Origin of the sequence: Dorea sp. AGR2135, from assembly GCF_000420885.1 — a bacterium.
Lineage (GTDB): Bacteria > Bacillota > Clostridia > Lachnospirales > Lachnospiraceae > Dorea > Dorea formicigenerans.
The window spans coordinates 1-12,520 of sequence record NZ_ATVU01000028.1; the positions used below are offsets into that span (position 1 = coordinate 1).

A 12,520-nucleotide genomic window follows, 5' to 3' on the forward strand; every position below is an offset into this window, starting at 1 on the left:
TTTCTGTGCAGATAGTAATTCTGTATAGACACTTCTCCACCGGTCTGATCTCCGGCTTTTCCTCCGGTGGTGGTGCCCTTCTCATTAATACGTGCGCTTCCAATTCTTACCGCCATAATATCACTCCTATCAATAAGAGGACGATTACTCGCCCTCAACCTCTGGTAATCCTGCTACGCTTGTCAGCAAGGATAATATTCCTGCCAGTACTGATGCTGAGACTACAAGCTTTGCATCGACCTGACCGAGTGCTGTTGCTGTTCCAATGGTTGCTACTGCAGTCTGTGCTACCGTTTTCACTGCTCTGACCGCTGCTTTCTTAGCCCACTTCTTTGTATCTACCGATACTTTAAATACACAATTTTTAAACATCATTAATCCTCTCCTTCATGTGGTGGCTCTGTAGGCAGCTCCATAAGCGCATGATACATTTGCGTGCCTACACCATTCCCTTTTAATGTGTGATATTGTTTATATTCGTCTTCCAGTGACTGCTTGACATACAACGGACAATATCCATAATCGTCGTGATACTTGTTATAGAGGCGTATCAAATCCGCCCTAAGTAGTGCACGTATTCCTTTTCGCATAGCAATCACTTGATAATATATGTATGCAATTGCTGATATCACGAACGATAATAATGCCCAATTTTCTGATAAAAACTTAATCATGTGCGTCCTTTCCTTATTTTATTACATAAAAATAAGACCTCTGGGGTCTTGCACGTATTCCCATATTAATCACCGCCTCACTATTTGTCATTCGCAAGCTCTCCCATTCCGGAATCTTCCAAGATTTCTTTTACCTTGTCCTTGAGTAATCTTGGAACCTGACCATAAGTCTTCTTTCCTAACATAATCTGCTGTGCCCATAACATTGCCATCATTTCTTTACCTCCTGAATTTTGTAATAATACGAATAAGTTTGTTAATATAGTTACCATTATTGATATACCAACTCTGACATTTCAAGAATACATCCTTGGAGCATATCCATATTCGCTTTCAGTTCAGCGTTTTCTTTTTCCAGAGCCTCCAGCTTATCCTCTGGTGTCTCGTCGGATTTGTATAGAACTACTCCTAGAATTCCGCCAATGTACTTCACAAGAGCGTTGAGATTGGTGTAATTCTCATAAGTTGCGACTGTGGACTCCCGTTCTGTCACGGTCATCTTCTTGGTTTTGAACTCGTCCTGGAACATGGATCTCAGTTCTTCCTCCGTTGCAGAGATGGTCTTAATTAGAATGCTTCCATCTGCACGGATCGATGCCGACTGGATTGTCAGTTCCGTCGCATCGTTAAATGTAATCTTCATTTTTTTACTCCTTTCTGTGCGATGTCGCACAATATAAAAAGAGCCTTTCGGCTCTGGTTACTGAAACTTTTTTTAATTTAACAATGTTTTGTCTATAATCTGGAAGTTTGCTCTGTGTATGTATAATGCTTTTCCGTCAATCATGAGCTTTGTCATCTTTGGCAAATCTTTTGGAATTTCCCAATATACCTCATCACCGGAGTAAGCTGTTATAGGCTGCCCAAGCTGAGATTTTACAACAACAATTCTCGACTTGCCAAACATGTTTTTATACTTATTTACAATACTGGCAATATATGTATTATCTGTAATATCACCATTTGTATTGCTGTAGATATCTTCTTGCAAAAAATCAACCTCTGTATTAAGTCCATTTTGTTCAAAAACACATGTATCTCCACAGCTCTGAATTTCTTTACCATCAATGTTGATGGTAATTATAGACGATAGTTCATAGCCTGTGATAATATCACCAGAGCTATCATAGCTCGCTGTTTCAACCGGATTTCCTTCAATGTTTATTTTGTCACCGGTTGTTGTCATTACCTTGTTCCCGTAGTTATCGTATGTGTTGATTGTATATCCATTACCAATGAGGCTTCCCCTTAAATCATTAATGGCGGAATCTAACATTGCACACCCCGTCATGGAACACAGTAATGTTATACAAGTAATGATACCTATGATTTTCTTAATGTTTTTCTTCGATTTAAATAATGCAACACAATCACAATCCAAATGATATTAGCACTTATGTGTTGATATAAAAAAAGCCTATGGCACCACCCATAAGCTTTTCGTGGAAATAGTGAAATTCAAATCGCTCACTAAAACCTACACACTTTTAGTATACCATGAATTTCACTTTTTTCAATATCAAAGTGAAAGGAGTGACCGTTTTATGAGTAAAATTTACATTGATGAAGACGGCTCTAAGTATATCTTAGTAAGATATATTACACGAAATGGTGTACGTATCTATCCTAAGAATGCAAAAGCATTTAAAATTAAAATTCGGTAACTAAATAGCAAAAGTCCAAAGGTTTTTAAATCCTCTGATAGTGACTTTATATCATTCATAGCTCCGTTTGACTGTATTGCAATCGTTTCTTTTTCGTGCGCAGGTTGGGGCATGAATGGAGAATTCCTTGAGTTTAAAATCAAAAACGATCAAAGCATATTACAAGAAATGTTCGTTCATACTGGCGCATGCTCTGGAAACAACAATGTATACATCCCATTAAATGCAAAGAGCGGTTTTTCTGGATTAAAAAAAGGTAGCTCATACAGTTTTTCAAGGCAAAACTTATATGGTTCCTTTGGCATGAGCTGGAACCGTCAGTGGTCTGCGGTGTGCCTGCCGATTTGATTTACTCGTAAATAGCTATCAAAGTGACGGTCGTAGTGCCTCCAAGTCCGTCATAGTAATTCTGATTGACTCTAGCATAGACATATGTCCAATCCGAAGTGGCTTGAATAGCGGTTTTTCCGTAGACCAAGGCATTATTAGAATTAGTTGTTGCTCCACAGATGCAGTCTACAATTTTATTACCTTTTGTCATCAAAGCAGCGATTTCATTTGAGAAATCAACGAGGATATTCGTCTCTGATGGTACGGTTTTACGAAAGCACTTTACTTTCATATTGCTATTTAGTGACGCAAGTTCTTTTTCCAATTCCTCATTGGTTTTTCTTAGCGTAAAGAGCTGCTCTACCGCCGTGATGCTCAGTCCCTCTATCTTCACCCTGTACAGAGGAAGTTCTCTCACCTTTCCGGCTTTGTACAGATCGTCCTGTGTAATCTCTGGATCCGCAGCCACCGTTCCTGCTGTGCCTTTCTTGACTTCACAGGTGTATGTATCGATACCGCCTGTTCCAGTTGTTTCGAATCTCGCCACGATAATGTCGTTCCGGTTCTTGCCACTCTGTCCATTTTCAATTTCGCAATCAATGTAGTCCCCGTAAGGTATACGGGCGAAATGTCCTCCTACACAGATTACTCCGTCTGCAATTCTGACCTTGTTGTTGGACAGCACTGTAGCTTTACATGCTTGTCCGGTAGTTGATACGCCATCTTCACCGAATATACTTTGAAAAATTGCTGCATCATCTTCCGCGCGTATGTGTGCTTCTTCTCCCGGTGGTGTGTTTACTGTTATTGGTATTAATCCAGACATTTAATCATCTCCTTTCATTTTGTAATCCACTGTCGCCTCTCCTTTTTCTACTTTAAATATCTTTTGGATAATTGGCTTTTTTACTTCTGTATCCGTGATTTCATCGTATCCGGCTACGATATCTCCAAGCTCTAAATCAATATCTTCTATGTTTATATCGCATTTTTTGTGATTTTGAAGCTCTCGAAGACGCTTTATTCCACCTTCCTCGAGCTTTTCTCTATTCGCCGATGAATAGTCATAGACTGCAGCTATTTCGTCAGCTCCGTAATAATACTGATTTTTTCCGATGCTGCCATCTTCCTGCGCGTACAGATGGAGTATTATTCTGTCTTGGTTTTCCCCTTCTCCTACACATACTAGATGGTTCACACCTGCTCTGTAGTCTTCTACTGTGATATCCGCTTTGCTCTCCTGGCTATATTCAAGCTCTTCCGAATAGTCTTTTATTGGGACAGCTTCTAGCTTTACATATCCATAGTCCAGTCCGCTTGGCTGAATATACTTAATATTCAGTCTGTAATCGTACTGATCCAGTAGTTTCTGTATCGCGTCGTACAGCGTGACGTATCTGTCTACTTTCCAGTTGTTTACTTCTATTCCAGTTTTGGCAGAGGTCACTACGAACAGGCTTCCAAAACTGTCTCCAACCAACTGCGTGATTATCTCGTTAATATCTCCGGATAATATTAGATGGTCTTGTTCAGCTGGCGGTTCCACAATCTTATAGATCAGCATTCCTCTCCATGTATGTCCTGAGAGTGTGAGCTTTTCCGTTTTGGAAACCGACTTGATTCCTTTTATGATTCCTCCATATTCCGTATCTGGAACGAAAAATCTGCACCCGTATCCGTATCTTTCTTCATTCCACTCGCTGCTGTCGATTTCAATTTCGAAGTCGCACTTGTTGCCGATGTCTATGTCTACTTTTGCACTGTCCGTGAGATTTCCCTGTTCTTCCCCAGTCGGTTTTGTAACTATGATTTTAACTGGATCCATTTTGGCTCTGTCCTTTCTTCGAATATAATTAAATCGAAATCGAAGCCTCCCGGCCATGATACTGTATTTCTTCCAGGCTTTATTTTCCGAAAGAATGTGCGCGACTTCTCTCTGGAATGGAAAGTATTTACTTCTTCTCCATTTCTCATTATTTTTGTTATAGTCTCTGTTCTACTGTCTATTTCAAGTCGTTCACCTTCTTCTAAAATAACGTTCGCCCGGTATGATGATTCTCCAATCGAGACCTGTGGGTTCGTTACTTTTCCGTATATGATTAATCTAAAATTTGAATCCGTAAAATGCGGATTGATGAAATAATTGCTATTCTGCCCGGTAGTGTATCTATATGGGTATCTTCCTGGGTATCTTTTATTGTTCGTTGTTGCTTGATTGTAGCTATGGAATTCATAGGTATGCTTGTTGATCCAAAACGGATAAAATGATACTAATGTTGCATCTATGTCAATCATGTAAAATGCGTCATCGTAATCTTTTGGAGCTAATCCTGTAATATAGCAAGGCAGGTAGTAATCTCCATACCAGAGCTTGCCCTCTGCCTTGCTTAGAATATCTTCATCTGTAATTTCACTGATGCTGTTTACAATCTCGCAATATTCGCTTTCAGAATCGCAGAATATCTGAAGCGTGATTTTTTTCTGTACGCTGGTCCTGTAGAATTTATTGAGTTTCGACCTGTTTCTCAGCTTGTTTTCGCTTGCCTCGTAGCTCCAGCTTTTCCCGAATATGTCCGTAATGTCATCAAGTACAACCGGCCACTTATCCAACTCTATTTTCTTTCCCTTGCTATTTTCGTAGCATATCATTATGTCGTGACCTCCTCGATAATTCGTCCAAATTCTCTTCCATTATATTCTACAGTTACTTTTCTTCTTGCCATCGCATCAGCCAGTCGGTCATAGTCAATCGGATCTGTCTCTGTTCTTTGTAGCCTCGCCAGTGCGTTTTCTACGGATTCTTCTACGTATGACCTTAATAGTGTGATTGGTGCTACCGCTTCCTCTCCAGCTTCTCCCACGCCATGAAATCCGCTTCTTGTCTGAAAAATTGTTGGTCTGCTAAAAATAGCTCCGTCTGCATGCCACTTGACCGAAAAGTGTGGTACTGACGGTGGATTAAGAGAAAATGATCCTGTTATAGCGATGTCTGGTACTTTTAGTTCTGGCAGCTTCCATGTGAAATTGAAGAAACTCTTGATTTTTTCGATTGCGCTTTTTACGGTATCTCTAGCTGCATTAATTTTTGTAGAAATTCCATTTTTGATTCCTTCAAACGTATTTTTCACTCCGTTTGTAAATGAATCTAATCCACATGCATGTAAAAGTGATGTGAAGAAATTCACCAGTCCACTCAAAAATCCGTTCAGTCCTCCTACTACTAAGCTCCACAGTCCGGAAAATGTCGTTCCAACTCCTGACTTCCATGTCTGTAATCCCTGATAGGCCTTATCCATATCTCCCGTAAATACTCCGACAATAAATGTTCCTAGTCCGGAAAGCTGGTCGATTAATCCTCCGATGATCGTCAAAATTGGATTGATAATACTAAGCAGCATGCTGAATCCTGCTGCTACCTGTGCAAGTGCCGGTATGATAATTATCGCCAATACTGTGCCTACTATTTCAAACAAATCTTCCAGCCCAAGAATCTTTTCCTCGAATCCTCCCAGTGTCTGCTTAATCTCATCTATTTTCCCACTGATATCAAGAGAGTCTAAGAATCCTGAGATAGTATCCTGAAAGATTCCAAATAATTCCGTGAAAAAATCCCGGAATGATTCGCTCTTCTGCCACAGTAATGCGATCGCTCCTGTAATTGCAGCTATCGCCGCGACTATTAGCAGTATTGGTCCCAACGCTATTCCAGCGCCTCCCGCTGCGGCTGCCCCTGCTCCTTCTGCTGCTGTTCCAATTCCGGCAATCATACCTGTTAATTTAGAACCGACTCCGATAATTGCAGATATCCCAGTCGACACTTTACCGATTCCTATCAGCAATGGCGATAGGATTGCTACGAATCCCAAGATTCCAAGAAGTATTTTTTGCTGATTTGAATCCATCTGTGATATTGCATCGGCAAATCCTTTTATCTTCTCTGTTCCCTGTGCGATCATTGGGAGAAATGTGGAGCCTAATGTAATTCCCACGTCTTTCAGATTATTACCCATAATCTGTATTTTGCTTTTCGTGGTTTCGTATCTCTTATTTGCTTCTTCTGTTAGAGCCGTGTTTTCATTCCAAGCTTCATTTCCTGTCTGTATTGCCGAAGTAAATACGTCGCTTGCATTTGCGGATCTTAACAATGCATCTCGCATTCTGGTCTCTGTGATTCCCATATCGTCCAGAACTTTAATGGCTGAGTCCGTTTCTCCTCCGCACTGTGAAAGTCCTGTGATAAACGCTTCCAGGGCACCCGTGGCGTCTTCCCGGAACAATGTGGAGAACTCGTCCACACTCATTCCTGCCACATTAGCCCAGTCTTTTAATCCCTCGCTATTTGTCTCTACGTCGAGCTGCATCTGTACCATAGCTTTTGAAAATGCTGTACCTCCAGCCTGTGCTTCCATTCCTACAGAAGATAGTGCTGTAGCCAGTGCCAGGATGTCTGATTCTGACATGCCGACCTGTTCTCCTGCAGATGCTAGATTCGTCGCCATGTTCATAATGTCCGCTTCCGTTGTTGCGTAATTATTTCCAAGGTCAACAATAGTGCTTCCCATTTTCGAGTACTTTTCCTCTGCTGACATAGATTGGTCTGCTGCTAATCCTGTAACATTTGCAAACTTCGCGATTGCTGTTGCCGCGTCGTCTGCTGCCAGGTTCGTAGAATTTCCCATATCGATCATGACGCGGGTAAATCCCAGTATGTCTTGTGTCTTAATGCCAAGTTGCCCTGCCGTCTCAGCCACCGACGCAATCTCCGTTGTTGATGCAGGGATCTCTTTTGCCATATTTCGGATTCCATCTTCTAATTGCTGATAGCTGTAGATACACTGGCCATTTGCATCGTAGACTTCATCGGAAGTCTTTTTTACGCCCGCAAATGCATCTTCGAATGTAATTGCAGAAGCGGCTGCTCCTGTTAAAGCTCCGGCCGCTGTGGTGCTGACTGTTCTTAAGCTCTGCCCGACCTTTTCCGTTCCTTCACCGAATTTTCCAAGTCCTTCACCGAAAGTCTGAACCGCGCTTTTTTGTTCGCTTAGTTCTTTTGTGGTATTTCGAATCTCATTTTGGATTGCCGCCTGCTGAGTCTGTGCTTCTACAAGGCTGGACTTCAATTCGTTGTACTTCTCTGAATTTTCTCCAACTTCCTGAGAACACGCGTCCAGTGCGCTTTGAAGTGTTGCTGTTTTTTGTGCGGCAATCTGTGACTGATTGGCAAGTAGTACCTGTCTTTCTCTCAGTAAACTGGTCTTATTTTCTGATCCGTCCAGTTTCGTCTGATTAAGCTCCAATTCCTGATCAAGCTGCTTTATTTTCTGATCAGCCTGTTCAACAGCGCTCTGAAGCTGTGCTTCTGCCTCAGCCTGTTTTTTTAACTTTTCAGCTGCTTCAAGTGCTTCCTGGCTCAACTCGGATTCTGCTTCTTTTTGCTCGTCCAGTTTCCCTGTTGTACTGGATAGCTCCTGTGCAATCGTCTCCTGTACTCGCTTCGCGTCTGCAAGCTTTGCACTCCAGTTGCTTGCTTCTATGGAGCTTTCTCCAAATACTTCTTTTGCAACCCGTAATTTGTCGCTCAAAAAAGTGACCTTGTCTCCACTTGCCTGCAATTCCTGCTTCAGAAGCTTTTCTCTCTGTTCCAGAGCATCCACAGACGTGCCTGTGCCTTTCATCTGTGTTTCATTTAATTTTAATTCCGCCCGGAGTTGCTTCAAACTTGCGTCAGCCTGTTTGATTCCGGCCGTAAAATCCGTTGTTTTCGCGCGAAATGTTACGCTTGCTTCTCTGTTGGCTAGTAGATCACCCTCTTTCTATCATCTTTTCTTCCATGTAGTTTTTCCAACTCATGTAAGCGTGTTTATCTTCCAAAATCGTTAATAATACGTTGTACTCAGAGTTCCAGAACAGCTCTTCGCTGATTCCGTTGATAATTACGTAATAGGTATACATATCTTCCACTTCCTCAATTTCAAATCTCGGAAGCCTCAGTGTATTTTTGCTTTTTCCTACTGTTGCTCTTCTGAAGGCTGTTCTGAATCCTGCTTTTTTGACGGTGAGATCATTTCCTGTACTACATTTACATTTTTCATGTAATCTGGGTTTGCATTTTCAATGAATTCCGTGAATGTCATCAAATTCTCTTCCTCTTCATCCTGATTGGCATTCAAGTATGCCGAATGCATGAACTCATACACTTCCATGACATCTTTTTCGTTTACTCCTTTTACCAGGACTTTACTGATCTTTTCATATGCCTTTTTATTTTTATTTCTCAGGCTCAACAGCAAAATGGGAGCTGTGGACATTGTCACAAACTCCCCGTCTGCCATTTCATATTCCTGGAAGTTGAATACGTCCTTACTGCGCATCGTTTTCCTCCAGTTCTACAATTCTTTCGATAATTTCATCTTTCTTACCTTCAGTGCTTACGCCTTTTTCTTCCGCAAGCTTTTTCAGTTCTTCTACGCTCATTTTCTTCAGCTCGCTTTTGGTATAGTGCTCTGCTCCTGGCGTTTCCTCCTGATCCTCTTTCTGCTTTTCTTCTGGAACCGGCTCCAACGGCTCCAAAATGCCTTCCCTCACTTTTTCAATCTCCTCGTATCGTTCTTCACTCACTTCGATGATTTCTCCTGCCAAGTGTAAATTGTGTGTATATTTGTCTCTGAATCTAATCTTTACTTTTGCTTCCATAATTCCCTCCTATGCGTTAAGCTCAACAAGTTCTCTCGAAAATTCTTCCATCCACTTTGTTTTTGCCGTCTCGTCCTGCAGATCTGTCTCTACAGCTTCGTACATGCCTTCTCCATTCTCATCTGGCATTACTGCTATTTCGAGTTCTAACATGGCTACGTCTTCCGTGTCGTTATCTACAGTCCTGCTAAGTCCATTTGTGATTGTACAATTTGGATAAGCCTTATATTTCACATCTCCGTCCTCATTCAGGATTTTAGCTGTAACACATGCCACTGCATGTAAAGAGCTTTGTCCGTATGCCACGATTCCATCTTTCAGGTCTTTCCTGCTCATCCCATGCATATCAACAATCATGTCCTGTGGTGTGTATGCCGAAAATTTCAGTGTTCCTGATCCCGTTCCTTTTGTTCTTGTTTTTATTACTTTAGAGCCGCATTTTTTCTGTACGGTCTTGCTCGTAAGCTCCTCTTCCAATTTTCCCACGCATTTCAGAATATCTGCTTTTTCCGCCGGAGATATTCTGATTCCCAGCTCTGCAATTTCATATTCTGAAAAATCCACATTTGTGATTCCTGCCATTATATTTCCTCCAATCTTTTTACTAATTCGTCTATAACTTCATTTACAATTTTGTCTTCGCTTGCATTTGCCCCGTCGAACATGAACTGCTGATTTCCAAAATGATGCTGCGTATTCGATCCATCATCTGGGAAATACAGATAGTGATACGGTCCTTTTGTTTTTACGATTACTGCGAGGTTCTCTTCCTTGAGCGTGAATGGATCTGTCTGTGAAGCAGCCGTTTTCTTTCCGTTCCACGTTCTTCCGGATACAGGGAGAATCTTCTGAATGTTCTCTTTGATGATCCGTCCTCCTTCTGTGTGGAGGTAATCATTAATAATCCTCTCTGCCACCGCCCCGTCAGAAAACTTGGAAATCGCATCTACAACACGTTCGAATTCTTTGGCGTCTAAATAGAAATAGCTCATACCCTGCACCTTTTTTCTACTTTGGAAAATTCCATGGTCGCAATTTCAACCATTGTCTCACCGGATTTTTCTACATAATCATAAGTTGTCTCTGTATTTGACTGTTTGAACCCCAGCTTTTTCATAGCTTGCAATATATTTTCTTCCATTCCTTCTGGAATTTCCTCTTCTTTTACAATCGCTACAAAATATCGGATATTTTCACCAGCGCCACTTTCTGTCTTTCCTTTTCTTCTGCGTCCATACACGATGCAGTCCCAGTTGTTCCGGTTCTGGAATCTCCCTATTCCATAGAATACTTTAGGTTCTATCCCCTGTAAGGCTTCTTTGATTTTTTTATTCAATCTTTCTCACCTCTTCCAGATAAAAATACAATTCCTGTTCCGCTTTCGACCTGTCGATGTAGATAATCGCATAGATCGTGTCTCCTATTACCACGTTTCTTGAGCTGTCCATGTTTCCGTCATCCGGAGTGGCGATTTTAAGCGATAATGTTGTTCCTAACTGTTGCGCAAATTCTACGTCCTGCTGCCGGTTCGACTTTTCCGTATAATACAGAAAGCCCAGATATTCTAAATCATCCAGGCTTTTTACATTGCTCTCTGGGTCTTTTTTTCTGTAGAGCTCTGCAATTCCATCACTGTAGCTCTTCTGTTTCTTCCTTGCCATATTTCACCTCGTATCTGTGCCTCTGTGTCAAGATTTCCCGTCTATAATTCACAGTGAATTCATTTGCCTGATTGCTCCAACGATACAGGCAATACTCTAAAAATAATCCTCGTGTCTGTCCTGGTTCCACAAGATCAATCTCATCCACTTCTCTTATTCCAAGCAGATGCAAGATTACAGGGATTGCATCTTCTACAATCCCTGTAATCTGATTATCCGTTTCTTCTTTTTTCCAGCTTATTTTACATTTATTTTTTGCCAGAGTAATAAGTTTTTCTTTCTGTTCTTTCGTCATATCTCTTACGCTGTTAATGCATCAGCGTCATTTCTGACTACAAAATAAGCAGGATCCAGCGCTGAGATATCCAGCACAATTGCGACCGTATTATCCCAAGGGCGTCCATTTCCATGCATTTTAATTTTGTAGACTCTCGCATCTTCGATGAATTTTACAGAATCGTCTTTTTCGATGTTTCCGTCTTTGTTTCCTCCGATTCCCATGAAATACTCTTCCGGCAGGCAGAGGATAGCCTGACCTGTCTTGACCTCATTCGATCTTACGACCTCTGTTGGGAACGGGAATAAGTCTTTCGCATAAGTTCCCGCTGCTGTCATGACCGTTGTTGCCGGCATAATTTTGGTCAGATAATCAATCTGGTTGCAGATCAGGAGTACTTCGTCAAATGCTCTAAGTCTTCCGCTTTCTGTCGTTGCAAGCTTTGCCACGACCGGACCGTATTCTTTCGGCATGAAGCTTGTAACCTTAATCGGTGTCTTCTCCGGATATCCGGTAGAAGAATTAAAATCTACACCCTCGTGGATATCTCTGTTCAATCCGATCGGCTCATTTTTTCCTGATCCGCAAATGATTGCTTTCTCCAGTGCCACGTAAAGTGCCTCTTTGAGAATTGTTCTGATGTAATTATCAAGATAGGTAGGTCCTAAGTCTAGCATATCCTGTGGAATAACCGCGTAAGCACTTAACTTATACAAAGTCACTTCAATTTCTTTGAAGCCTGATGTGATCTGCTGCTTAATTTCATCGTTGATATTTCCCCACGCTGCGCTCTGTTTTGTATGGTCATTCAAGATCCATCTGGTCAGATACTTCACGTTCTGGAACGTAATTTTATTTAAAAGCGGGTGTTCCTCTGTTAATTCTCTGTAGACATCCTCGATGATCGTCTCCGGCATTCCGCCATTTGTTGTAATGAGATCCGTGAATGCCTGCCGTGCGTTACTCTCTTTTTCTGCTTTTACGAGCTTCTGATAGAACTCTGTCTCTTCTGTAGTCAGCATTCTATATCCGCGCTGTGCAAGCACCTTCTGATTGGTGTTGTACATCTCGCAATCTGTTTTTACCTTTTCTGAAATAGAATTGATGACCTGCTGCCACGCCTTTCCCGCTCCTTCTACATCTCCGCTCTGGAGTGCCTTCTGAAGTGCTGCTACTGCTTCTTTCTGTGCTACATCTGCTACGTTTCCTAACATCTTTTTT

19 protein-coding genes and 1 pseudogene are annotated in these 12,520 nt (G+C 41.6%); 1 reads left to right on the forward strand and 19 read right to left on the reverse strand.

Going from position 1 to position 12,520, the window contains the following annotated elements:
- From G593_RS21790 to G593_RS0114635, 6 genes and pseudogenes are all read right to left on the reverse strand, one after another.
- A pseudogene (locus G593_RS21790) lies at positions 1 to 116 on the reverse strand (hypothetical protein); the annotation flags it as partial.
- Positions 117 to 144: 28 nt separating this feature from the next.
- The gene (locus G593_RS0114615; protein WP_029732176.1) at positions 145 to 372 is read right to left on the reverse strand and encodes a holin; all 228 of its coding nucleotides are present in this window, start codon (positions 370 to 372) and stop codon (positions 145 to 147) included.
- Positions 373 to 374: 2 nt separating this feature from the next.
- The gene (locus G593_RS0114620; RefSeq protein WP_029732177.1) at positions 375 to 674 is read right to left on the reverse strand and encodes a hypothetical protein; all 300 of its coding nucleotides are present in this window, start codon (positions 672 to 674) and stop codon (positions 375 to 377) included.
- A gap of 80 nt (positions 675 to 754) precedes the next feature.
- Positions 755 to 889, reverse strand: coding sequence for a CD1375 family protein (locus G593_RS21140; protein WP_255348536.1), 135 nt, complete (start codon positions 887 to 889; stop codon positions 755 to 757).
- 56 nt (positions 890 to 945) lie between these two features.
- Positions 946 to 1,317, reverse strand: coding sequence for a hypothetical protein (locus tag G593_RS0114630; protein WP_029732179.1), 372 nt, complete (start codon positions 1,315 to 1,317; stop codon positions 946 to 948).
- 72 nt (positions 1,318 to 1,389) lie between these two features.
- Entirely contained in the window at positions 1,390 to 2,055 is a 666-nt protein-coding gene (locus tag G593_RS0114635; RefSeq protein ID WP_255348537.1) for a DUF5052 family protein, read from the reverse strand.
- Positions 2,056 to 2,386: 331 nt separating this feature from the next.
- Between G593_RS0114635 and G593_RS0114645 the strand changes: the two genes are divergently transcribed.
- Positions 2,387 to 2,686 carry a hypothetical protein gene (locus G593_RS0114645; RefSeq protein WP_330360868.1) on the forward strand — a complete coding sequence of 100 codons (300 nt, stop codon included), beginning with the start codon at positions 2,387 to 2,389 and terminating at the stop codon, positions 2,684 to 2,686.
- A gap of 1 nt (position 2,687) precedes the next feature.
- Here the strand turns inward: G593_RS0114645 and G593_RS20935 are convergent, their stop codons facing one another.
- The 13 genes from G593_RS20935 to G593_RS0114710 all read right to left on the reverse strand — a co-directional run bounded on the left by G593_RS20935 (position 2,688) and on the right by G593_RS0114710 (position 12,513).
- A complete protein-coding gene (locus tag G593_RS20935) occupies positions 2,688 to 3,494 on the reverse strand; it encodes a hypothetical protein (RefSeq protein WP_242827108.1) in 807 nt (268 codons plus the stop codon).
- Positions 3,495 to 4,493, reverse strand: a complete 999-nt coding sequence (locus G593_RS0114655) for a Gp37-like protein (protein WP_029732183.1) — start codon at positions 4,491 to 4,493, stop codon at positions 3,495 to 3,497.
- Positions 4,472 to 5,317 (reverse strand): hypothetical protein, encoded by an 846-nt coding sequence (locus G593_RS0114660; RefSeq protein WP_029732184.1) that lies wholly within the window; start codon positions 5,315 to 5,317, stop codon positions 4,472 to 4,474. Before G593_RS0114660 ends, G593_RS0114655 begins: the two co-directional genes overlap by 22 nt.
- Positions 5,317 to 8,343 carry a phage tail tape measure protein gene (locus G593_RS19100; RefSeq protein ID WP_155961829.1) on the reverse strand — a complete coding sequence of 1,009 codons (3,027 nt, stop codon included), beginning with the start codon at positions 8,341 to 8,343 and terminating at the stop codon, positions 5,317 to 5,319. The genes G593_RS0114660 and G593_RS19100 overlap by 1 nt, the downstream gene beginning before the upstream one ends.
- 127 nt (positions 8,344 to 8,470) lie before the next feature.
- A complete protein-coding gene (locus tag G593_RS20275; protein WP_155961831.1) occupies positions 8,471 to 8,620 on the reverse strand; it encodes a hypothetical protein in 150 nt (49 codons plus the stop codon).
- A gap of 56 nt (positions 8,621 to 8,676) precedes the next feature.
- Positions 8,677 to 9,039: a hypothetical protein gene (locus G593_RS0114675; protein WP_029732186.1), complete on the reverse strand. Its 363-nt coding sequence runs from the start codon at positions 9,037 to 9,039 to the stop codon at positions 8,677 to 8,679.
- Positions 9,029 to 9,361 (reverse strand): SAP domain-containing protein, encoded by a 333-nt coding sequence (locus G593_RS0114680; protein ID WP_029732187.1) that lies wholly within the window; start codon positions 9,359 to 9,361, stop codon positions 9,029 to 9,031. Before G593_RS0114680 ends, G593_RS0114675 begins: the two co-directional genes overlap by 11 nt.
- Before the next feature lie 9 nt (positions 9,362 to 9,370).
- The gene (locus G593_RS0114685; protein ID WP_029732188.1) at positions 9,371 to 9,943 is read right to left on the reverse strand and encodes a hypothetical protein; all 573 of its coding nucleotides are present in this window, start codon (positions 9,941 to 9,943) and stop codon (positions 9,371 to 9,373) included.
- Positions 9,943 to 10,353: a hypothetical protein gene (locus tag G593_RS0114690; RefSeq protein WP_029732189.1), complete on the reverse strand. Its 411-nt coding sequence runs from the start codon at positions 10,351 to 10,353 to the stop codon at positions 9,943 to 9,945. Before G593_RS0114690 ends, G593_RS0114685 begins: the two co-directional genes overlap by 1 nt.
- On the reverse strand, positions 10,350 to 10,697 hold the full coding sequence (locus G593_RS0114695) for a hypothetical protein (RefSeq protein ID WP_029732190.1): 348 nt from the start codon (positions 10,695 to 10,697) through the stop codon (positions 10,350 to 10,352). The genes G593_RS0114690 and G593_RS0114695 overlap by 4 nt, the downstream gene beginning before the upstream one ends.
- Positions 10,690 to 11,022 (reverse strand): phage head closure protein, encoded by a 333-nt coding sequence (locus G593_RS0114700; RefSeq protein ID WP_029732191.1) that lies wholly within the window; start codon positions 11,020 to 11,022, stop codon positions 10,690 to 10,692. Before G593_RS0114700 ends, G593_RS0114695 begins: the two co-directional genes overlap by 8 nt.
- On the reverse strand, positions 10,991 to 11,317 hold the full coding sequence (locus G593_RS0114705) for a hypothetical protein (RefSeq protein ID WP_029732192.1): 327 nt from the start codon (positions 11,315 to 11,317) through the stop codon (positions 10,991 to 10,993). Before G593_RS0114705 ends, G593_RS0114700 begins: the two co-directional genes overlap by 32 nt.
- Before the next feature lie 5 nt (positions 11,318 to 11,322).
- A complete protein-coding gene (locus G593_RS0114710) occupies positions 11,323 to 12,513 on the reverse strand; it encodes a phage major capsid protein (RefSeq protein WP_029732193.1) in 1,191 nt (396 codons plus the stop codon).
- Between the last annotated feature and the right edge of the window lie 7 nt (positions 12,514 to 12,520).

What these genes read in the sequence shown, in the direction of transcription:
- G593_RS0114700 (WP_029732191.1), bottom strand. Translation starts at nt 11,022, where the DNA reads ATGGCAAGGAAGAAACAGAAGAGCTACAGTGATGGAATTGCAGAGCTC.
- G593_RS0114615 (WP_029732176.1), bottom strand. Translation starts at nt 372, where the DNA reads ATGTTTAAAAATTGTGTATTTAAAGTATCGGTAGATACAAAGAAGTGG.
- G593_RS0114685 (WP_029732188.1), bottom strand. Translation starts at nt 9,943, where the DNA reads ATGGCAGGAATCACAAATGTGGATTTTTCAGAATATGAAATTGCAGAG.
- G593_RS21140 (WP_255348536.1), bottom strand. Translation starts at nt 889, where the DNA reads ATGATGGCAATGTTATGGGCACAGCAGATTATGTTAGGAAAGAAGACT.
- G593_RS0114675 (WP_029732186.1), bottom strand. Translation starts at nt 9,039, where the DNA reads ATGCGCAGTAAGGACGTATTCAACTTCCAGGAATATGAAATGGCAGAC.
- G593_RS20275 (WP_155961831.1), bottom strand. Translation starts at nt 8,620, where the DNA reads ATGTATACCTATTACGTAATTATCAACGGAATCAGCGAAGAGCTGTTC.
- G593_RS0114620 (WP_029732177.1), bottom strand. Translation starts at nt 674, where the DNA reads ATGATTAAGTTTTTATCAGAAAATTGGGCATTATTATCGTTCGTGATA.
- G593_RS0114660 (WP_029732184.1), bottom strand. Translation starts at nt 5,317, where the DNA reads ATGATATGCTACGAAAATAGCAAGGGAAAGAAAATAGAGTTGGATAAG.
- G593_RS19100 (WP_155961829.1), bottom strand. Translation starts at nt 8,343, where the DNA reads ATGAAAGGCACAGGCACGTCTGTGGATGCTCTGGAACAGAGAGAAAAG.
- G593_RS0114655 (WP_029732183.1), bottom strand. Translation starts at nt 4,493, where the DNA reads ATGGATCCAGTTAAAATCATAGTTACAAAACCGACTGGGGAAGAACAG.
- G593_RS0114705 (WP_029732192.1), bottom strand. Translation starts at nt 11,317, where the DNA reads ATGACGAAAGAACAGAAAGAAAAACTTATTACTCTGGCAAAAAATAAA.
- G593_RS20935 (WP_242827108.1), bottom strand. Translation starts at nt 3,494, where the DNA reads ATGTCTGGATTAATACCAATAACAGTAAACACACCACCGGGAGAAGAA.
- G593_RS0114630 (WP_029732179.1), bottom strand. Translation starts at nt 1,317, where the DNA reads ATGAAGATTACATTTAACGATGCGACGGAACTGACAATCCAGTCGGCA.
- G593_RS0114690 (WP_029732189.1), bottom strand. Translation starts at nt 10,353, where the DNA reads ATGAGCTATTTCTATTTAGACGCCAAAGAATTCGAACGTGTTGTAGAT.
- G593_RS0114710 (WP_029732193.1), bottom strand. Translation starts at nt 12,513, where the DNA reads ATGTTAGGAAACGTAGCAGATGTAGCACAGAAAGAAGCAGTAGCAGCA.
- G593_RS0114680 (WP_029732187.1), bottom strand. Translation starts at nt 9,361, where the DNA reads ATGGAAGCAAAAGTAAAGATTAGATTCAGAGACAAATATACACACAAT.